This is a genomic window from Bradyrhizobium sp. HKCCYLS2038 (genome assembly GCF_051167655.1).
Lineage (GTDB): Bacteria > Pseudomonadota > Alphaproteobacteria > Rhizobiales > Xanthobacteraceae > Bradyrhizobium.
The window spans coordinates 13,258-31,451 of sequence record NZ_JBNPTM010000001.1; the positions used below are offsets into that span (position 1 = coordinate 13,258).

Consider the following 18,194-nt stretch of genomic DNA (forward strand, 5'->3'; position numbering starts at 1 on the left):
TAACGATTTCGCAAAGCGCGCGCGTGCACTTTCCGCGTGTCCTGAGGGGACGGAGAGGGGAGAGCGGTCATGACGATGAATGGAGAAGCGGTTCTCGAAAACGTGCGGCGCTATCGTACCGTCGCTTCCTTGTACCGGCAGACTGCGACATTTCGTCCGCATCAGCGGGAGTCGCTGCTGGCCCAGGCCGCGGAATGGGAAAGCCGCGCCGTCGCCGAGCTCGAGGCCTACTTCGTGGCGCGCCAGGCGCCGTCGCAGCCGCCGGCCAATCTGAACTATCACGCTCCCTCCTACACGCCGTCGCCCTGGCAGATCGCCGCGGCTTAGACACGTCTCTTCCGGCTCGCGGCGCGATCCGCGCCCGAGTTGTCGAGGTCATGGACCCTCTGCAAGCGAGAGGGGCAGGGAAGACCAGGCGCCGACCGGCGCCCGCGGCCCCCGTGCGAGAAAAATGCACGGGGCAGGAACCACAGGCTCAGCCGGCAATCCCGGCCTTCCCTGCGCAACGGGCTACGGCTTATACGTGCTCTCCTCGGTGCACCGGGCTTTCTGGCCACCGTATCGGCGACAACGCGTCCGCGTTGCGCTGAAGACACCAGCGTCGGGGTGTCAGGACCACACGACTTCACCGTCCGCAGCGAAACGTTCGTCGGCATCCCCTTCGGGACACTGCGCTTCGCCGCGGCCATCGCTCCCCGCCTCGCGTGTCGTGACGACCGCGATACGCCCTCTGCCCGAGGCGGTATGCAGGGAGCAGACAATGGATTGCGGAAAAACGGAAGCGGAATATTTTTGCGGCGGCATCTGGACAGAGGTCATCGCGTTGATCGAGCGCGCGAAAGGAGCGTTTCAGCGCATCGCGTTTTCTGTCGTGCGGCGTGGGAGATCCAGCGCAAGCGAGGATCGTTTTGCCCGACGGGCAACTCGGTTGCCGCGATCGAAACTCTGTGAATTGCCTCGCTCCTGCGTCAACTCCGCTGTCGTCCCGGGCAAGCATCGACGCGCATCGCGCGTCGATGCGTCGACCCGGGACCCATAGCCACAGGATGTCGTTGTTACGACGATTGCCGCTCCAGCGTGCTTCAGCACGAACTGCACGGCGTATGGATCCCGGATCTGCGCCCGACGACGCTGGCGCGTTGTCGGGCTTGTCCGGGATGACGACGGAGTGTGTCGAGCGGGTGGTTGTTCGCCACGGCTGTCTTCGAGGCCGCCGATCCGGAGTGGCGGCGGAGTGAGTTGCTACGCCTCGGCCATGCGCGCCGACGCGAGCAGGCCGATCAAGGCGGTCAATGCGCCCACGCTCATTGCGTTGATCGACACCAGCGAGGCGTAGTCGGACTCGGCGACCCGCATCACGGGGGCACCGAGGCGGGAGTCGATCAGCAGGTAGGACACGAACGGCAGCGCGAGCAGCGGCAGCGAGCGGAGGCGCTCGTCGGGGCGGAACAGCAGGGCGCCGAGCAGGGCGCAGGGGATCAGGAACAGCTCGACGCCGCTGCGCGCGCCGAACAGTTTGACGCAGAACACGGTGTGGGCGGTGCCGGCCAGCAACATCACGGCACGGCCGGCCAGGGGATTGCGTCGCGCCAGAGCCGGGACGGCGGCGAACAACGGCGCGGTGAGCAATGTCAGCCAGGCCGGCCACGCCGCGCTGCCCGCGATCGCGTGCAGGTACAACGGATAGAACGGCTGGTTGGCGACGATGACCAGCGCCACCTTGGCGGCGATGTCGGACTGCGGATCGTCGACGGCGGCATAGGCCTGCACGGCGGCCAGCCAGCGTCCGAATATCTTGCCCATTCACGTCCTCTTGTCCGCAGGCCATCGCGCCGCATCGGCTCGGAAACGAGCTTGGGTCCAGGCCGGATCACGCACGCAGAATGAGGCCGGTCACGTGCTGAGCGCGGTCCGGATCATGCGGGCGAGGTCGGCGCTCTGATACGGCTTGGTCAAAAGCAGCACGCCGGCATCGAGGCGGCCATGGTGGACGATGGCGTTCTCCGTATAGCCCGAGGTGTACAGCACCTTCAGGTCCGGGCGCCGCTTGAGCGCCTCGATCGCGAGCTGACGCCCGTTCATGCCGCCGGGCATGATGATGTCGGTGAACAGCAGGTCGATGCGCGCCGGACCGTCGATCAGCGCCAGCGCCTCGTCGGCCTTGCTCGCCGCCAGCGTCGTGTAGCCGAGCCGCTTGATCTGGGCGACGACGTATTCGCGCACCAGGGAATCGTCCTCCACGATCAGGATCGTTTCGTCGCCCCGCTCCATGGCTGCGGCGCTGAGCGCAGAGAGGGCCGCTGCCTCGGCATCGCTGTTGGCCTGCGGCAGGTACAGCTTGACCGAGGTGCCGTGCCCGGGCTCGCTGTAGATCTTTATGTGACCGTCAGACTGCTTGACGAAGCCGTAGACCATGCTGAGCCCGAGGCCGACCCCCTTGCCGACGTCCTTGGTGGTGAAGAACGGCTCGAACACCTTGTCGAGCAGGTTGGCGGGAATGCCCTCGCCGGTGTCGCTGACCGCGATCATGACGTAGTTGCCGGGGATCACCTCCGGGTTCATCCGCGCATAGGCGTCGTCGAGCAGGACGTTCTTGGTCTCCAGCGTCAGCTTGCCGCCGTTCGGCATCGCGTCGCGGGCATTGAGCGCGAGGTTGAGGATCGCGGTCGACAGCTGACTGGGATCGATCATGGCGGGCGCGGAATCGTGCGCCAGCATCGATTCGATCTCGATCTGCTCGCCGAGCGTCCGCCGTAGCAGGCGCGCGGTGTCGACCACCATGCCGTTGATGTCGACGCTGCGCGGCTGCAGCGGCTGGCGGCGGGCGAAGGCCAAGAGATGCTTCGTCAGATCTGCGCCGCGCGCTGCGGCCGAGTTGATCAGGCTGGTGATCTGCACCAGCTGCGGACGGTCCTTCACGGCGTCGGCCAGGATCTCGATCGTGCCGGTGATCACGGTCAGGATGTTGTTGAAGTCGTGGGCGACGCCGCCGGTCAGCTGGCCGATCGCCTCCATCTTCTGTGCCTGCCGCACCTGCGCCTCGGTGGCTTCGGTCTCCTGGAAACGCCGGACCATGGCTTCCGCAGTGCGCCGCTGCCGCGTCTCCTCCTCGAGCTGCGCATACGCGTTTTTCAGCTCGGCGCGCGACGGCATCGTCAGCACTCGCGGCAGCATCAGCAGCAGCGCGCCGGCGATGCCGACCGACATGAAGGCGAGGACGCCCTTGGTGGAGGCCTCGAGCGAATAGGCCGGCACCCAGATCGTGAGGACCTCGATCAGCCGCGTCAATCCGCAAACGGAAACCCACAGCGCGAAGGCCCAGAAGATGTAGCTGAACTGAAAATCACGGCGACGGTAGACGATGAAGGCGAGCACGAACGCGATGGCGAAAAAGGCAATGGAGATGAGGACGTCGGAGATCGCGTTCACCCAGATCAGTTCAGGTGTCCACAGCAGGCACTCGCCGTGCGGCGTGAGCATCGACATGTCCGAAAATCCCCCAAACGCGTAGCTGAACCGACCGCGTTCGCCCCCGCGCCCCGGCCTGTTCACTTAGCAGATCATCCAATTTCCGTTGAGCACACAAGGGTGCTGACTGTCGCGAGCGGCAGATTGGTAGATCGGCACCGCGTCGACACGCGCGTCCGCCGCAACGGCTTTCATAAGAGGCTCAATGATCGTTCGTTGATCGAACATTTGAGTGGCTTGACGTCGTTGTACTGATAAGTACACTCTGTTCTGTAAGGTACAAACCGAGAGCACTCGAGGAGAGTCGTCCGTGGCGCTTACCCCACCTTTCACCCTGCAGACCGCCACCCAGAAAGTCCGCATGGCCGAGGACGGCTGGAACAGCCGCGATCCCGAGCGCGTGTCGCTGGTCTACACGCCGGACAGCCGCTGGCGGAACCGGGCCGAGTTCATCACCGGGCGCGCCGAGATCGTTGCCTTCCTCACCCGCAAATGGGCGAAGGAGCTCGACTATCGCCTCATCAAGGAGATCTGGGCCTTCACCGACAACAGGATCGCCGTCCGCTTTGCCTATGAATGGCACGACGACAGCGGCCACTGGTATCGCTCCTACGGCAACGAAAATTGGGAGTTCGACGCGCAGGGCCTGATGCAGCGCCGCTTCGCGTGCATCAACGACCTGCCGATCAAAGAGAGCGAGCGCAAATTTCACTGGCCGCTGGGGCGGCGTCCGGACGATCATCCCGGACTGACCGATCTCGGGCTTTGACTGGGAAGACTGACTTGGGAGCGCCATGCGGACGCAGAATGAGCGCGCCGACGTCGTCCCGCTGATCGCCGAAGTGTTTCGCGAATTCGGCTTCGAGGGCACGTCGCTCAGCCGCATCACCGAGAAGACGGGACTCGGCAAGGGCAGCCTGTATCACTTCTTCCCAGGCGGGAAGGACGAGATGGCGCGCGCCGTGCTGGCGCATGTCGATGCCTGGTTCGAGCGCGAGATCTATGCGCCGCTGCGCGACGATGCGCCGGAGCCCGCGATCGAGCGGATGTGGCGCGGCGTCGACGACTACTTCCGCTCAGGCCGCCGCGTCTGCCTGGTCGGAGCGTTCGCGCTCGACGACACGCGTGATCGCTTTGCCGCTGTCATTGCCAGCTACTTCACGCGCTGGATCGCGGCGCTGCACGCCGCGCTGGTGCGGGCTGGCTGGGATCGCCAGGCAGCCGAAGATGCCGCCGAGGAGGTGGTGCTCGGCATCCAGGGCGCGCTGGTGCTGGCGCGTGCGACCGACGATCCGGCGGTGTTCGGCCGCGCGCTGGCGCGGTTCCGGCGTCTGCTGCAACGCTCCCCCGCGGTCTGACCCGCGCGGACGGAACTGCCTGCGCAAGCGGCAGGCTGTGGGCTGAAATATCGGCGCGCCCGTGGTGCCAAATCGTGGTTGTCTTGCGCAACGTCTCCGTCAGCGGCGGCAATCAGGGAGGTTGGCATGAACGGGCTCGGCGGTCTCAACAAATCGGACAACGGCGTGGTCATCGGGCTGGTGCAGCTGCAGCTTCCCGTGGTCGTGACCAGGGAGGATCTGGCGCGCCAGACCGAGAAGATCGTCTGGATGGTCGGCAAGGCGCGGCGCAATCTCGGCACCATGGACCTCGTCGTGTTTCCGGAATATTCGCTGCACGGCCTGTCGATGGACACCAATCCGGAGATCATGTGCCGGCTCGACGGACCCGAAGTGGCCGCCTTCAAGCAGGCCTGCATCGACAACAAGATCTGGGGCTGCTTCTCCATCATGGAGTTCAATCCCGACGGCAATCCCTACAATTCCGGCCTGATCATCGACGATAACGGCGACATCAAGCTGTATTATCGCAAGCTGCATCCGTGGATTCCGGTCGAGCCGTGGGAGCCGGGCGATCTCGGCATTCCCGTCATCGACGGACCGCGCGGCGCCAAGCTCGCGCTGATCATCTGCCATGACGGCATGTTTCCGGAGATGGCGCGCGAATGCGCCTACAAGGGCGCCGAGATCATGATCCGCACCGCCGGCTACACCGCACCGATCCGCGACAGCTGGCGCTTCACCAACCAGGCCAATGCGTTCCAGAACCTGATGGTGACCGCCAATGTCTGCATGTGCGGCTCGGATGGCTCTTTCGATTCGATGGGCGAGGGCATGATCGTCAATTTCGACGGCGCGATCCTCGCGCATGGCACCACCGGCCGGGCCGACGAGATCATCACCGCCGAGGTGCGCCCGGACCTCGTGCGCGAGGCGCGCATCGGCTGGGGCGTCGAGAACAACATCTATCAGCTCTGGCATCGCGGCTATGTCGCGGTGAAGGGCGGCGCGATGGACTGTCCCTACAGCTTCATGCACGACATGGTCGCGGGCACCTACCGGCTGCCATGGGAGGATCAGGTCAAGATCACCGACGGCACGTCCTGCGGCTTTGCCGCTCCGACGCGCTCGTTCGGCAAGCTCGGCAAGGCGGCGGAGTGACGGCCGGCGCCGTGTGCATGCCGGCGTGACGCGGCGGCAGCGATCAGCTTCGCCAGCTCTTGATGATCACCGCCGTCTCAACGACGGCAGTGCGCTCCCCTCCTCCGCGCCGGCAGCGCGCCAGCGATGACGGCGTGCGGGGAGGGGTCGGGGGTGGGGGCCTCCGGGCGATGCGCGATGTGATGAGTCCGAGGTCAGGAGCACATCGATACGGCAACGCAATTCTACATCGCCCAACAATCGCGATGGACTGGAGCGAAAATTCGATGTCGTACGCCACGACGTCTGGCGCGCGGAGTCCCCCACCCCCGACCCCTCCCCGCATCCGGCAACCGCTACGCGCTTGCCGGCCGGGGGAGGGGAGCGCAGCGTCGTCGCGGCGAGAGCTTGGCTCGAATGAGCAACGGCGCCGGCAGCAGCGCGCAGCGGTTGCATCGTCCCGTGTCGAGCGCTTCGCAACAGGCTTCGGCACGACGATCACCGTCGTTTCCTGAAGCTCGCCCGAGCCGAATTGTGGTCCAACGCGAATTGGCGCATGGTTCGCCGCGGGACAATGCTCAGGGGGTGATCATGGCGGGGCTGCTGTTTCTGCTCGCACTGCTGGCAGGCGGTGCGGGCGTGGCGTTCTACAACGCGCGGGATCTGGTCTCGATCGGCGAGAATTGGGCGGTCGCCGTCTGCTCGTCCTCGAAGCTGTTCTGCACCCATCCGGACTATCTGTTCTACACGGCCGGGGTTCTGCTCGTGCTCGCCATGGGGGTGAAGCTCGGCAGCGCCATGTCTGGGAATTGATCCGCCGGCAATTGATCCGCCGGCGCCGCGAAGGCGGGGACGCCGCCTTCTGACCGGCGATCTTGACAATGCGATCGGTCGCCAATTATTTTATGTTTAAAATAATTGGGCGGTCCGCGGCGATGCGCGCCCGAATGCTGTCGCTCCGGCTTCGAGGTCCATCATGCGTGCAACGGCCAAGGTCATCCCCCGCGACTGGCTCGACTGGCCGTTCTTCGAGCCACGCCATCGCGCGCTGTGCGAGCGCCTCGACGGCTTCGTCGCGTCCGGACAGCTCGACGATGTCGACCATGCCGACGTCGATGCGGCCTGCCGCAGGATCGTGCGCGCGCTCGGCGCGGCCGGCCTGCTCGACAGCGCGGTCGTGGCACCGGATGCCGACGCAGCTGCCATCGACTCGCGCGCGATCTGCCTGTCGCGCGAAACCCTCGCCTATGCCGACGGGCTCGCCGATTTCGCCTTTGCCATGCAGGGGCTCGGTTCCGGCGCGATCGCGCTCGGCGGCTCGCCCGAACTGCGCGCTGCGGTTCTGCCCAAGGTGCGCGCCGGCGAATGGCTGGCGGCGTTTGCGCTGTCCGAGAAGGACGCGGGCTCCGACGTCGCCGCTATGGCCTGCGCCGCGCGGCAGGACGGCGAGACTTACGTGCTCGACGGCGAGAAGACCTGGATCTCCAACGGCGGCATCGCCGACGTCTACACGCTGTTCGCGCGCACCGGCGAGGCGCCCGGCGCGCGCGGCATCTCCGCCTTCGTGGTGTTTCCCGATGATCCCGGCTTTTCCGTCGCCGAGCGCATCGAGGTGATCGCGCCGCATCCGCTGGCGACGTTGCGCCTGCAGAATTGCCGCATTCCGGCGAGCCGGCGGCTCGGCGCGCCCGGCGGCGGCTTCAAGCTCGCGATGCAGACGCTCGACATCTTCCGCGCCTCGGTGGCCGCCGCCGCGCTCGGCTTTGGCCGCCGCGCGCTCGACGAGGCGAAGGGGCATGCGCAGAGCCGGCCGATGTTCGGCGGCGCGCTGTCCGATCTGCAGATGACGCAGGCGGCGTTCGGCGAGATGGCGACCGACATCGATGCCGCGGCGCTGCTGACCTACCGCGCGGCGTGGCGGCGCGATGTGCAAAAACTGCCGACCACGCGCGAGGCCGCGATGGCCAAGCTCGCCGCCACCGAGACCGCGCAGCGCGTCATCGATCGGTCGCTGCAGATGTTCGGCGGACGCGGTGTCCGCAAGGGCGAGATCGTCGAGAGCCTCTATCGCGAGATCCGGGCGCTTCGCATCTACGAGGGCGCGACGGAAGTGCAGAAGCTGATCGTCGCGCGCGAGTTCCTCAAGGCGCGAGGCGGCGCAATCCGCGCATCGTGACCAGTCGAGGCTGAGGAGCGCGCGTTCGCCGCCCCTCGGCTCGGCTATTTCAGCGTCGACAGATAGGCGACGACGTCGGCGCGCTCCTTGCCGTCCGCCAGCCCCTTGAAGTACATCTTGACGCCGTGAACGTCGCCGCGCGGATCGGCGATATAGGCATCCAGCGCCGCGGCGCTCCACGCCGCCTTGTTGTTCTTCATGCTGTCGGAATAGGCGTAGTCCGGCACGGCCGCGGGCTGGCGCCCGACGACGTTCCACAGGCTCGGGCCCACTTTGTTGATGCCGATTTCGGCCGAGTGGCAGTTCTGGCAGATGCGCTGGAATATGACCTTTCCTGCGGCGGGATCGCCGTCGAGCGCCAGGGCGCTCGACGCCAGGCTGGCGAACAGGACGACGAGAACGATGCGGCTGAACATGTGAATTCCCCCTTGTTCGACCGGGAGTCGCGCGGGGCAAGCCCCGCGGCTGCGCCAGCCGGCAAATCCACCCCTAGGATCGGACGAGAGCGGGGTTCATGTCCTTGTTCTGGATCAAGCCGACCGGTTGCCGTTGCTGTTCAATTGCCCTAATCTTCTAAAAAAACGAACGAACATCGAGATCCGAGTTCGTCTGGGAGGTGCCTGGTGGGAGACGCCGATCCTCGGCCCGCGCGCGCGTCCGGCGTGACGGCTGCCAAGTCGAAGGCCGAGACGGAAGCCGCTGCGGCGGCCGACATCTGCGGCCAGTTGCCGGCCGACGGCCTCGCCATGGTGCTGATCTTCCTGTCGCCGCATTACGATCCGAAACGGTTCATGGCGGAGGTGACGCCGCGACTAGCCGGCATTCCCGTGTATGGCTGTACGACGGCTGGAGAGCTGTCGCCCGATGGCTGGGAGGACAACAGCGTCGTCGCACTCGCCTTCGCCGCCGATGATTTCACCGTGCTCGCCCAGCCGATCTTCGGGCTGTCGAGCTTTCGCGTCGACGAAGGCCGCCGCCTCGGCAGCCAGCTGCGGCAGGAACTGGCCCGGCGCGGCGGTCGCGACGACGACGGGGTGTTCGGCCTCGTCCTCATCGACGGCATGTGCCAGCGCGAAGAGGCGATCATGTCGGCGATCTACGCCTCGCTCGACAACATTCCGCTGGTCGGCGGATCGGCCGGCGATGGCCTGCGCTTCGAGCGCACCTGGGTGTTCCACGACGGCGAGGCGCACACCGACATGGCGGTGCTGATCCTGATCAGGACGTCGTTGCCGTTCCGGCTGTTCAAGTGCGACAATTTCGAGCCGACCTCGACCAAGATGGTGGTGACCGAAGCCGATCTCGAGCAGCGCATCGTCAAGCAGCTCAATGCCGAACCGGCGGCGGAGGAATATTGCCGCGCCGTGGGCATCGCGGATTCCGAGCTCGATCCGTTCCTGTTCGCGGCGCATCCGGTGCTGGTGCGGGTCGGCGGCTCCTATTTCGCGCGCTCGATCCAGCGCGTCAGTCCGGACGGTTCGTTGCGGTTCTTCTGCGCGATCGATGAAGGCATGGTGCTGACGGCGGCGAAATCGCGCAACTCGGTGGCCGCCGCGCGCGAGATGCTGGCCGATGTCCGCGCCGACCTCGGCGAGGTCTCGATCTTCATCGGCTTCGAATGCATCCTGCGGCGCCTCGACGCCGAGCAGCATCAGTTCGCGCGGGACATGTCCGAGCTCTATCGCGACAACCGCATCGTCGGCTTCCATACCTATGGCGAGCAGTACGGCTCGATGCATGTCAATCAGACGCTGACCGGCGTCGCGATCGGCAAGCGGCCCGAGGCCAAGCCATCCGGAGCCAAGCCACCCGGGGCCAAGCCATGACCGGCTCCGGTGCTCCGGACGACCTGCAGCGCGAGGCGGCCAAGCTCAGGAAGATCAACGCGGTGCTGATGTCCCGGGTCGAACGCTCGATGGACCAGCAGCTCAACGCGTTCTCGCTGTTCGAAACCGCGATCGCGCTCGACCAGCAGGTCCGCGAGCGGACGCGGCAGCTGCGCGATGCGCTGCATTCGGTCGAGATCGCCAACAACGATCTGTTTCACGCCAAGCAGCAGGCCGAGGCGGCGAGCTCGTTGAAGTCCTCGGTTCTGATCTCCGTCACGCATGATCTGCTGCAGCCGCTGAACGCGGCACGATTGACACTATCGACCTTGGCGGACGAGGTCTCGTCGGAGCGCGGGATGACCATGGTCGGCCAGATCGATCATTCGCTGGCCATGCTGGAAGATCTGCTGCGATCCCTGCTCGAGATCGCCAAGCTGGATGCCGGAGCCCTGCGCCCCGATGCAAGGCCGATCCTGCTCTCGGCCCTGTTCGAGCCGCTCGAACGCGAGTTCGCGCCGATCGCGGCCAAACGTGGATTGTCGCTGCGCATCCGGCCATGCCCCGTCGCCGTGGTCTCCGATGCCATGATGCTGCGGCGGATCCTGCAGAACCTGCTCGCCAACGCGCTGCGCTACACGCGGCAGGGCGGCGTCGTGATGGGCTGCCGGCCGGGACCGGGGCCGAACCGCGTTCGCATCGAGGTGTACGACACCGGGCCGGGCATTCCGAAGCCGCAGCAGGAAGCGATCTTTCTCGAATTCCAGCGCGGCCAGTCGGGCGCCGAGGATCAGGCCGGCTTCGGACTCGGCCTGTCGATCGTCCGCCGCTTCGCCGCGGCCCTGGGCCATGGCGTCGGGTTGGCCTCGCGGGTGGGCCATGGATCGACCTTCAAGCTCGAGCTCGATCGCGCGGATCCTGCATCCGTGCAGCCGGACCTGCCTCCGGCGGACCAGATCGTCCACGAGTATGGCGGGTTCGAGGGCGCCAAGATCCTGCTGATCGAGAATGACCTGGCGACCGCCGAGGCGATGGTCAGCCTGCTCGAGACATGGGGCTGCGATGTCGTGGCGACGATGTCGGCCAGCGAGGCCGTGCAGCGTCTGATCGCGCTCGGTGCCGTGCCCGAGACGATCATCGCCGATCTCCATCTGGACGGCGACGAGAGCGGGCTCGCAGCGATTAAGGAGATCCGGCAATTCCTCGGCAAGGATGTTCCGGCGATGATCGTGACAGCAGACTATTCCGAGGATGCCGCCAGGGAAGCGAGCCAGTACGGGCTCGAGACCTTGACCAAGCCGGTCAGGCCGGCGGAGCTTCGCGCGCTGTTGTCGTTCCTGCTGTCATGAGCGCGTCATCGCCGTCGGCCCGCGGCTGAGCCGGGGCACGGCTGCGCGGCTCGCCGATGAGGTTCACGAAGTCGATCTTCTCCATCTCGATGATCGCCTTGGTCCGGCTCATGACGTGCAGCTTGCGCAGGATCTCCGAGACGTGGACCTTCACCGTGGTCTCGCAGATCCCGAGCTCATAGGCGATGTGCTTGTTCTGCAATCCGCAGCGGATGAGATCGAGCACGCGCAGCTGCTGCGGCGTCAGCTCGTTCAGGCGTTTCAGGAGGTCGTGAGCAGGCTGCCTGCTCTGGCGGCTCGCGCGCGGGATGCCGCCTTCGACGGGGACCTCGCCGCGCAGCACCGCCCTGATCGCGTCCGCCAATTGCTGCTTCGAGGTCGACTTGGAGATGTAGCCGGAGACGCCGAGCGCGAGGAGATGGGCGACCAGCCGCGGGTCCTGATGCGCCGACACGACCAGGATCGGGGTGCGCGGCGCGGTCTTGCGGATTCGGATGACGCCGGAGAGACCAGTGGTGCCCGGCGTCGAGAGATCGAGCAGGATCAGGTCGAATCGCGGCGGCGTCGACAACATGCCGATGGCTGCGTCGATCGAGGTTGCCTCGCGCATCTCGGCATCGGTCAGAGCGACGCTGATTGCGCTCTCCAGCGCCTCGCGAAACAGCGGATGGTCCTCGACGATGAGCAATCGAGCCACGTGCCTGTCACTCCCCCCGGCCGGATCAATGATCCAGTCTGTTGGCCTTGCGGATCTGACATTCGCGTCGATATCTGCGCTTCGTGGTTGCCCGCGCGTCAGAACCGGAGCTCCAGCGATAGCGCTTCGGCCAGGATCAATCAACGCGCAAGACGTCAGGCGCCCGCGCTGGCGGGACGTTTCGCGTCGCAACATCTCGCTGATCGGTCAGGTCTGCTTTCGGCGGGCGGCGGTGCGGGAGCCCTGGCGGTCGGACGGCAGCGGCAGCTCGATCTTGCCGGTTTCGATGACCGCCTTGTTGCGGCTGAACAGGCGGAGCTTGCGCAGGATCTCGGTGATGTGCGCCTTGACGGTCGATTCCGCCAGCTGCAGCTCGCCGGCGATCTCCCGGTTCTGGTAGCCGCGCCTGATCAGGTCGAGCACGCGCAACTGCTGCGGCGTGAGCTCCTCGAGGCGGGCCTGCAGCGCGCGCGCGGAACCGTTGCGCTCGGTGGTGGGCACGAAGTCCTTCGGAACCGAGACCGAGCCGCTCAGCACGCGTTCGATCGAGGATGTCAGCTCACGCTTCGACGTCGATTTCGGCAGATAGCCGGCCGCCCCGAGCGAGAGCGCCTCGCGCACGACATTCTGGTCCTCGTCGCTCGACACGATCGCGACCGGAAGCCGCGGATGCGTCGCGCGAAGCTGCAGGAATCCCGAAAAGCCGGTGGCATCGGGCAGCGTCAGGTCGAGCAGCGCCAGATCGATCTCGGGCTGGGCGGCGAGGATGTTGAGCGCATCGGCAATCGAGAGCGCCTCGAAGATCTGCGCGTCCGGATGCGTGAGGCGCACCGCATTGCCGAGAGCCTCGCGAAACAGCGGATGATCGTCGATGATCAGGAAGCAGGTCATGTCCGACTCGCATTCGTCGCCAGCATGCTCGGGTGATCCCGGCAGATCGTGCCGACCGCCATCCGTCTCCCTCGATTGACCTAGTCGGACTGCACGGTCAGCAGGAACCCATAGATGCTCTCGAACTGGTCGTCGGTAAAGACCTCCTTCCAGGCGGGCATCCCCTTGGCCGGGCGGCCCTCATGCACCGTGGTCCAGTACTTGTCGCGCATGTCCTCGCCGTAGCGGGTCTGCAGCCGGCGCAGATCGATCCGCTTTTCGGCCTGCACGGCATCGGGCCCGTGGCAGTGCGCGCAGGTGCCGTTGAAGATCTCCTTGCCGGCAGCGATCGTCTCGGTCTTGTTTGCGTCCGACTCCGAGACCCTGATCACGGCGGCTTCGGTGGCGGCCGATCGGATGAACTGAGCGGGACCGGCGAGCGAGGCCAGCCTGATCCGGCTCGGCGCGGCGCCGAACTTGATGGGCGGCTCGCCCGGCAATCCATATTTGGCGGCGAGCTCGGCAATCCGCGCGCCGAGCTGCGGCAAGGCCGCGTCGACCTGATCGCGCAATTGCGTGGAGCTCTTGGCAAAGCCGATCGCGGCATCCCAGGACAGGCCGGCGCCTTCGACCGGCTGGACCCGGAAGCGACTCTCATAGCTCGTCTTGTTCAGCCAGCCCGCGACCGGTCCCCAGATGAAGGCGACGTCGACCTTGCCCTGGGCCAGCGCCGCCATGCCCTCGTCGGGTGTGAGCACGGTCAGCTTCTCGATGTCGTCCCGCTCCGCCAGCAGATTCTGCGGCGTCGTCTGATACTGCACGGCGACGCGCTTGCCGCGGAGATCGTCGATGCCGTGCACGTCCAGCGTTGCGCGGCCGACCAGCGCGTAGGTCTCGGTCGTGATCTTCTTCGAGAAGATCACCGACGGTCCCATGAAATCCGACGACAGCGGCAGGCCGATCATCGCGTCGCACTGCTTGCCGAGCAGCGTCACCCGCACGGTGCGCTTGCCGAAATAGGATTTGTACCAGTCGTACGTCACCGGGCGGCCGAGCTCTCGCGACAGCGCCTGGCCGATCTCGAGATAGAATCCCGGCTGTGATGGATTGTCGCTCGAGAACGGAAGATTAGTCGGATCCGCGCACAGCCGCAGCGGCTCGATCTCGTTCGCCACGACCGCTGCCGGTGATGCCAGCAGGCCGGCGGCAAACACGGCAGCGAGAGCCGTCATACGTGCGGACAGTTCGGCGGCGGCCTGCCAGTTCGAGCGACGATTCCGGCGCATCCTCGTTCCCTCCAAATTGATCGTCTTGTTTTCAAGTCAAGGATGGCTCGATCTGCGCGGCCGGGCCATCGTCTTCCGCGTCGTGCGGTGGAGTGCGCGTGTCCCGTTTGCAGGGGACACGCGCGATCGTCGTGACGCTTGCCGTTACTGGACCGCGAAGACGAACAGCGAACCGCCTTCCGGCGCCGCCGCCGTCATCTTCTTGCCGACCTCGCCAAGGAAGGCGGGCAGCGAGGCGGTGCGGCCGACCACGACGGCGACATACTGCTTGCCGTCGACGGAATAGGTCACAGGGCCTGCGCCGATGCCGGAGCCGAGATTCTTGCTCCAGAGGATCTTGCCGGTCTTGGCATCGACGGCGCGGAAGTCACCGTGCAGGTTGCCGGAGAACACCAGGCCGCCCGCGGTGGCCAAGGTGCCGCCGTTGAACGGCAGGTCTTCCTTGATCGACCAGACCTTCTTGTTGGCGACCGGATCCCAGGCGAGGAGCTCGCCGAGGAAGCCGCCCGGGCCTTCCTTGGTCGGGAATTCGGCGCCGAGATAGAACACGCCGCGCTTGTAGGCGACGTCGCTGACCGCCCAGTCCATGCAGACATTGTTGGTCGGGATGTAGACCAGGCCGGTGTCCGGGCTGAACGACATCGGCTGCCAGTTCTTGCCGCCGATCAGGTTCGGGCAGATGTCCTTGGCCGGATGTCCCGGGCCCGGGCGCTTGTCCGGATCCTCGACCGCGCGCGAGGTCGCGACGTCCCACTTCTGTGCCCAGTTGGCGAAGACGTATTTCTCGGCCGAGATCACCTTGCCGGTCTCGCGGTTGGCGACGAAGAAGAAGCCGTTGCGGTCGGCCTTCATCAAGGTCGGGACGGTCGCGCCGCCGATCTTCAGGTCGGCCAGCAGAGCCTCGTTGACGCCGTCATAGTCCCAGGCATCCGCCGGCGTGCCCTGGATGTGCCACTTGATGGCGCCGCTGTTCGGATCGATCGCCAGCGTCGAGGCAGTGTAGAGGTTTGTCAGCTTGCCGAAATCGCCATTGCCGGTCGAGCGCACGGCGGTGTTCCAGGGACCGGGATTGCTGGTGCCCCAATAGACCGTGTCGGTCTTCGGATCATAGGAGCCGACCAGCCACGCCGCGCCGCCGCCATGCAGGCCGGTGTCGCCCTTCCAGGTGTCGCTGCCGGGTTCGCCGGGTGCAGGCACGGTGTAGGTCTGCCACAGCTGCTTGCCGGAGTTGAGGTCGAAGGCCTGCAGCGAGCCGCGCACGCCGTACTCGCCGCCGCCGAAGCCGGTGATGACCTTGTCGCGCACCACCAGCGGCGGCGAGGTGATGACCGAGCCCTGCTTGTAGTCGACCACCTTGCTGGTCCACAGCTCCTTGCCGGTCGCGGCGTCGAGCGCGGTCAGCTTGCCGTCGAGCCGGCCGACGAACAGCTTGCCCTCGGCATAGGTGACGCCGCGGTTGTTGACGTCGCAGCAGGCGTATTGAAGGACGTCATCCGGAATGTCCGGCTCCCAGGTCCATTTGCGCGCGCCGGTCGCGGCGTCCAGCGCATAGACGTATTTGGGACCCCAGGAGCTCGAGACGTAGAGCGTGTTGCCGATGACGATCGGCGACGACTCGTTGGAGCGCAGCGAGGCCAGCGAGAACGAGTAGACCAGCGACAGCTTGCCGGCGTTCTCGGTGTTGATGTCCTTCAGCGGGCTGAACCGGGTGTTGCCGTAATCATGGCCCGCCATCGCCCAGGCGCCGGGCTCGCTGGCGGCCTTCATCGCCGAGTCGTTGGCGCGGACGCCAAGCGTGCCGGCGACGAGGAAGGCAACCGTCGAGATGCCAGCCAAGAATCTCCTGCTCGTGAAATTCATCAGTTCCCTCCGCATGTGTCTTTGTTGTGAGGCTGTGGCGCGTGCGCGCCAGGCCGGATGCGCAGTCGCGCTGCAAGCATCGGCAGGAATTAGACCATCACCGATCGCGGACGCTCATAGGCGGAAGGTAGTAGCCCGGCCGGGCCAAGCCGTGTGCCGATTTATCCTGAGATATCGAGGGCTTGATGCGGCTTCTCGGCGCGAGGGGGGTGCGATTGGAGGCCTTGGGGAGCTCCGCCGTCAGTGTCTTGCACCAGCCGGTGTCGACCGTCATGCCCGCCGCCTGCTGGTTCGGCCGACATCAATCACGGGCGCGTGCTGATCAGCAGCCCCAACTCGGATGGTACAATTCTGGAAGTCGCTTATGTGCCATTGGGGGGAGAAAAACCGCCATTCCAGAATGTGGACGCTCGGCCGCTCAATACGTCAACTACGTCCCGGACGACGGCACATCCGTGAGCGTTAGTCGAAACAGGCAGCGAGGACATCGCGCCAATGCCGACGGACGATTTACAAAATGGCCGAGGACTGCCAACGGCCGGTAACCCGCAGCTCGCGCCAATCACGTGATTGGTGAGCCGGGACCTGCAGCAAATCCTGAATGAAGGGCGCGCCACGGCCGATGAAGATGGGCACAGTTGTTCCGCCGTGGCACTATTATCATATGCTGCGGCCCGCTCGGGCTGACGAGAGCGCCCAGGGTCACGCGCGAACCCTTCATTCCGTCAAATCGCTTGTTCCCAATACGGGAACATGATAAGATCCGCTATGAGGGTCATTGCCCGGAACACACTCGTCGACTTTTGGACCAAGCACCCGGAGGCAGAGGTCGCGCTCGAACGCTGGTACAAGCTCGTCAGAGCGACGAATTGGGCCTCTACGGATGAGGTCCAGCGAGCAGCTCCGAAATCCAAGGTGCTGAACGGCGAGCGCGTCAGGTTCGAAGTTGCGGGCGGAAACTACCGCTTGGTGGTCGCCTTCGACTTCCGCCGTCAAGTGGCGTTCGTGAAGTTCATCGGAACGCATGGCGAGTACGATCGCATCGACGCTTTGACCATATCGCAATACTGAAGGATTCATCTGATGGAAATCCGGCCGATCCGAACTGACAAAGACCATAGGGCTGCGCTGGCCGAGATCGACGCCTGCTGGGGGGCCGCAGAAGGCACCGAGAAGGGTGACAAGCTCGACGTGCTTCTCGCACTCGTCGAAATATATGAGGCGAAGCGTTGGCCGGTCGAGCTCGATGGCAGCTTCGATCCGATTGATGTCCTCAACTATGCAATCGAAGAACTCGGGCACACCCAGGCTGAACTTGCCGAACTATTGGGCTCGCGCTCTCGCGCGTCGGAAATTCTCTCGCGTCGGCGCGCGCTTACGGTCGATATGATCCACAAGATCAGTGAGACATGGAAAATCCCGGCTGACCTTCTGGTTCGTCCATACAAAATCGAGCGCGCCGCCTGATTGCGTAGGGCATCGGGGCGGCCTGCGGTTATTGCCGCTTGCTCTGGTAAAGAATGGCGCACCCGACACGATTCGAACGTGTGACCTTTGCCTTCGGAGGGCAACGCTCTATCCAGCTGAGCTACGGGTGCGTGCGACGCATCGTTTAGCCGATTGGCGGGGTGCAGGCAACGGGGCAGCGCAGCCCGATGCGAAGCTGGAGCGGGGTTGTCGGTCGATTTCGGCCAGAATGGCCGCGGTCGCGCCCATTCGGAGGCTCTTGGGGGCTGGCGGCGGCGCCCGGGCGCACCGGCCGGCTCAGGCCGGCACGATGGTCTTGCCGATCGGCCACAGCGCGAGGCCGGCCAGCTTCAGGTGGGCCCAGGCGAACGGCAGGCCGATGATCGTCACCGCCAGCGCGATGGCGGTGACGAGGTGGCCGAGGGCGAGCCACCAGCCGGCCAGCACGAACCAGATGATGTTGCCGAGCAGGCCGAGCGGACCGGTTCCGACGTCCTCGAGGCCGGTCACTTCGTCGCGGCGGACGGCGCGCGAGCCGAACGGCAGCAGCGTGTAGGCCGCGATGTTGAAGGCGGCGCGCGCCCATGGCAGGCCGACGATGGTGATGGCCATGACCACCGCTGCCACCAGCCAGCCGAACGCCATGTAGGCGCCGCCAAGCACGATCCAGAGGACATTGAGAAGCAATGAGACGGGTTGCATGGGCCACCTGCTGAGT

Annotated in this window: 19 protein-coding genes and 1 tRNA gene; 10 read left to right on the forward strand and 10 right to left on the reverse strand. The window is 65.6% G+C overall.

All coding sequences use genetic code 11. From position 1 onward, the window contains the following. Positions 1–69 precede the first annotated feature (69 nt). Positions 70–327 (forward strand): hypothetical protein, encoded by a 258-nt coding sequence (locus ACQR1I_RS00075; protein WP_434865159.1) that lies wholly within the window; start codon positions 70–72, stop codon positions 325–327. 282 nt (positions 328–609) lie between these two features. Here the strand turns inward: ACQR1I_RS00075 and ACQR1I_RS00080 are convergent, their stop codons facing one another. From ACQR1I_RS00080 to ACQR1I_RS00090, 3 genes are all read right to left on the reverse strand, one after another. Beyond that, complete coding sequence (locus tag ACQR1I_RS00080; RefSeq protein WP_434865160.1) at positions 610–819, reverse strand: hypothetical protein; 210 nt, start codon at positions 817–819, stop codon at positions 610–612. Positions 820–1,242: 423 nt separating this feature from the next. Next, entirely contained in the window at positions 1,243–1,803 is a 561-nt protein-coding gene (locus tag ACQR1I_RS00085) for a hypothetical protein (RefSeq protein ID WP_434865161.1), read from the reverse strand. 90 nt (positions 1,804–1,893) lie between these two features. Continuing rightward, a complete protein-coding gene (locus ACQR1I_RS00090; protein ID WP_434865162.1) occupies positions 1,894–3,486 on the reverse strand; it encodes an ATP-binding protein in 1,593 nt (530 codons plus the stop codon). 292 nt (positions 3,487–3,778) lie between these two features. On the opposite strand from ACQR1I_RS00090, the gene ACQR1I_RS00095 reads away from it, so the two are divergent. From ACQR1I_RS00095 to ACQR1I_RS00115, 5 genes are all read left to right on the forward strand, one after another. Beyond that, entirely contained in the window at positions 3,779–4,237 is a 459-nt protein-coding gene (locus tag ACQR1I_RS00095) for a DUF1348 family protein (protein WP_434865163.1), read from the forward strand. A gap of 25 nt (positions 4,238–4,262) precedes the next feature. Beyond that, positions 4,263–4,826: a TetR/AcrR family transcriptional regulator gene (locus ACQR1I_RS00100; RefSeq protein ID WP_434865164.1), complete on the forward strand. Its 564-nt coding sequence runs from the start codon at positions 4,263–4,265 to the stop codon at positions 4,824–4,826. A gap of 126 nt (positions 4,827–4,952) precedes the next feature. Then, positions 4,953–5,966 (forward strand): formamidase, encoded by a 1,014-nt coding sequence (locus tag ACQR1I_RS00105; RefSeq protein WP_434865165.1) that lies wholly within the window; start codon positions 4,953–4,955, stop codon positions 5,964–5,966. Positions 5,967–6,536: 570 nt separating this feature from the next. Continuing rightward, the gene (locus ACQR1I_RS00110; RefSeq protein WP_434865166.1) at positions 6,537–6,758 is read left to right on the forward strand and encodes a hypothetical protein; all 222 of its coding nucleotides are present in this window, start codon (positions 6,537–6,539) and stop codon (positions 6,756–6,758) included. Between the two features lie 163 nt (positions 6,759–6,921). After that, complete coding sequence (locus ACQR1I_RS00115; protein WP_434865167.1) at positions 6,922–8,121, forward strand: acyl-CoA dehydrogenase family protein; 1,200 nt, start codon at positions 6,922–6,924, stop codon at positions 8,119–8,121. 44 nt (positions 8,122–8,165) lie between these two features. Here ACQR1I_RS00115 and ACQR1I_RS00120 read toward each other — a convergent pair whose 3' ends face one another. After that, a complete protein-coding gene (locus tag ACQR1I_RS00120; RefSeq protein WP_434865168.1) occupies positions 8,166–8,537 on the reverse strand; it encodes a c-type cytochrome in 372 nt (123 codons plus the stop codon). Between the two features lie 207 nt (positions 8,538–8,744). Here ACQR1I_RS00120 and ACQR1I_RS00125 point away from each other — a divergent pair, with 207 nt between their 5' ends. Both ACQR1I_RS00125 and ACQR1I_RS00130 read left to right on the forward strand, forming a co-directional pair. Then, positions 8,745–9,947, forward strand: coding sequence for an FIST N-terminal domain-containing protein (locus ACQR1I_RS00125; RefSeq protein ID WP_434865169.1), 1,203 nt, complete (start codon positions 8,745–8,747; stop codon positions 9,945–9,947). After that, positions 9,944–11,296: a hybrid sensor histidine kinase/response regulator gene (locus ACQR1I_RS00130; protein WP_434865170.1), complete on the forward strand. Its 1,353-nt coding sequence runs from the start codon at positions 9,944–9,946 to the stop codon at positions 11,294–11,296. The genes ACQR1I_RS00125 and ACQR1I_RS00130 overlap by 4 nt, the downstream gene beginning before the upstream one ends. On the opposite strand, the gene ACQR1I_RS00135 is transcribed toward ACQR1I_RS00130, so the two are convergent. The 4 genes from ACQR1I_RS00135 to ACQR1I_RS00150 form a co-directional block, all read right to left on the reverse strand. Then, the gene (locus ACQR1I_RS00135; RefSeq protein WP_434865171.1) at positions 11,250–11,993 is read right to left on the reverse strand and encodes a response regulator transcription factor; all 744 of its coding nucleotides are present in this window, start codon (positions 11,991–11,993) and stop codon (positions 11,250–11,252) included. The two genes, ACQR1I_RS00130 and ACQR1I_RS00135, sit on opposite strands and share 47 nt — an antisense overlap. A gap of 207 nt (positions 11,994–12,200) precedes the next feature. Continuing rightward, positions 12,201–12,884: a response regulator gene (locus tag ACQR1I_RS00140; RefSeq protein WP_434865172.1), complete on the reverse strand. Its 684-nt coding sequence runs from the start codon at positions 12,882–12,884 to the stop codon at positions 12,201–12,203. 80 nt (positions 12,885–12,964) lie between these two features. Further along, positions 12,965–14,149 carry a c-type cytochrome gene (locus ACQR1I_RS00145; RefSeq protein ID WP_434865173.1) on the reverse strand — a complete coding sequence of 395 codons (1,185 nt, stop codon included), beginning with the start codon at positions 14,147–14,149 and terminating at the stop codon, positions 12,965–12,967. 144 nt (positions 14,150–14,293) lie between these two features. Continuing rightward, positions 14,294–15,985 (reverse strand): PQQ-dependent methanol/ethanol family dehydrogenase, encoded by a 1,692-nt coding sequence (locus ACQR1I_RS00150; RefSeq protein ID WP_434865871.1) that lies wholly within the window; start codon positions 15,983–15,985, stop codon positions 14,294–14,296. A gap of 792 nt (positions 15,986–16,777) precedes the next feature. Here ACQR1I_RS00150 and ACQR1I_RS00155 point away from each other — a divergent pair. After that, on the forward strand, positions 16,778–17,080 hold the full coding sequence (locus ACQR1I_RS00155; protein ID WP_434865174.1) for a type II toxin-antitoxin system HigB family toxin: 303 nt from the start codon (positions 16,778–16,780) through the stop codon (positions 17,078–17,080). A gap of 12 nt (positions 17,081–17,092) precedes the next feature. Further along, entirely contained in the window at positions 17,093–17,476 is a 384-nt protein-coding gene (locus tag ACQR1I_RS00160) for a helix-turn-helix domain-containing protein (RefSeq protein ID WP_434865175.1), read from the forward strand. Between the two features lie 54 nt (positions 17,477–17,530). On the opposite strand, the gene ACQR1I_RS00165 is transcribed toward ACQR1I_RS00160, so the two are convergent. Together ACQR1I_RS00165 and ACQR1I_RS00170 are read right to left on the reverse strand one after the other, a co-directional pair. Next, positions 17,531–17,607 (reverse strand) — tRNA-Arg (locus ACQR1I_RS00165). A gap of 166 nt (positions 17,608–17,773) precedes the next feature. Beyond that, positions 17,774–18,178, reverse strand: a complete 405-nt coding sequence (locus tag ACQR1I_RS00170; RefSeq protein ID WP_434865176.1) for a YccF domain-containing protein — start codon at positions 18,176–18,178, stop codon at positions 17,774–17,776. Positions 18,179–18,194: the final 16 nt, after the last annotated feature.

Coding starts and splice junctions, on each gene's coding strand:
- ACQR1I_RS00075 (WP_434865159.1), top strand. CDS start 70: ATGACGATGAATGGAGAAGCGGTTCTCGAAAACGTGCGGCGCTATCGT.
- ACQR1I_RS00080 (WP_434865160.1), bottom strand. CDS start 819: ATGACCTCTGTCCAGATGCCGCCGCAAAAATATTCCGCTTCCGTTTTT.
- ACQR1I_RS00085 (WP_434865161.1), bottom strand. CDS start 1,803: ATGGGCAAGATATTCGGACGCTGGCTGGCCGCCGTGCAGGCCTATGCC.
- ACQR1I_RS00090 (WP_434865162.1), bottom strand. CDS start 3,486: ATGTCGATGCTCACGCCGCACGGCGAGTGCCTGCTGTGGACACCTGAA.
- ACQR1I_RS00100 (WP_434865164.1), top strand. CDS start 4,263: ATGCGGACGCAGAATGAGCGCGCCGACGTCGTCCCGCTGATCGCCGAA.
- ACQR1I_RS00105 (WP_434865165.1), top strand. CDS start 4,953: ATGAACGGGCTCGGCGGTCTCAACAAATCGGACAACGGCGTGGTCATC.
- ACQR1I_RS00110 (WP_434865166.1), top strand. CDS start 6,537: ATGGCGGGGCTGCTGTTTCTGCTCGCACTGCTGGCAGGCGGTGCGGGC.
- ACQR1I_RS00115 (WP_434865167.1), top strand. CDS start 6,922: ATGCGTGCAACGGCCAAGGTCATCCCCCGCGACTGGCTCGACTGGCCG.
- ACQR1I_RS00120 (WP_434865168.1), bottom strand. CDS start 8,537: ATGTTCAGCCGCATCGTTCTCGTCGTCCTGTTCGCCAGCCTGGCGTCG.
- ACQR1I_RS00130 (WP_434865170.1), top strand. CDS start 9,944: ATGACCGGCTCCGGTGCTCCGGACGACCTGCAGCGCGAGGCGGCCAAG.
- ACQR1I_RS00140 (WP_434865172.1), bottom strand. CDS start 12,884: ATGACCTGCTTCCTGATCATCGACGATCATCCGCTGTTTCGCGAGGCT.
- ACQR1I_RS00145 (WP_434865173.1), bottom strand. CDS start 14,149: ATGCGCCGGAATCGTCGCTCGAACTGGCAGGCCGCCGCCGAACTGTCC.
- ACQR1I_RS00155 (WP_434865174.1), top strand. CDS start 16,778: ATGAGGGTCATTGCCCGGAACACACTCGTCGACTTTTGGACCAAGCAC.
- ACQR1I_RS00160 (WP_434865175.1), top strand. CDS start 17,093: ATGGAAATCCGGCCGATCCGAACTGACAAAGACCATAGGGCTGCGCTG.
- ACQR1I_RS00170 (WP_434865176.1), bottom strand. CDS start 18,178: ATGCAACCCGTCTCATTGCTTCTCAATGTCCTCTGGATCGTGCTTGGC.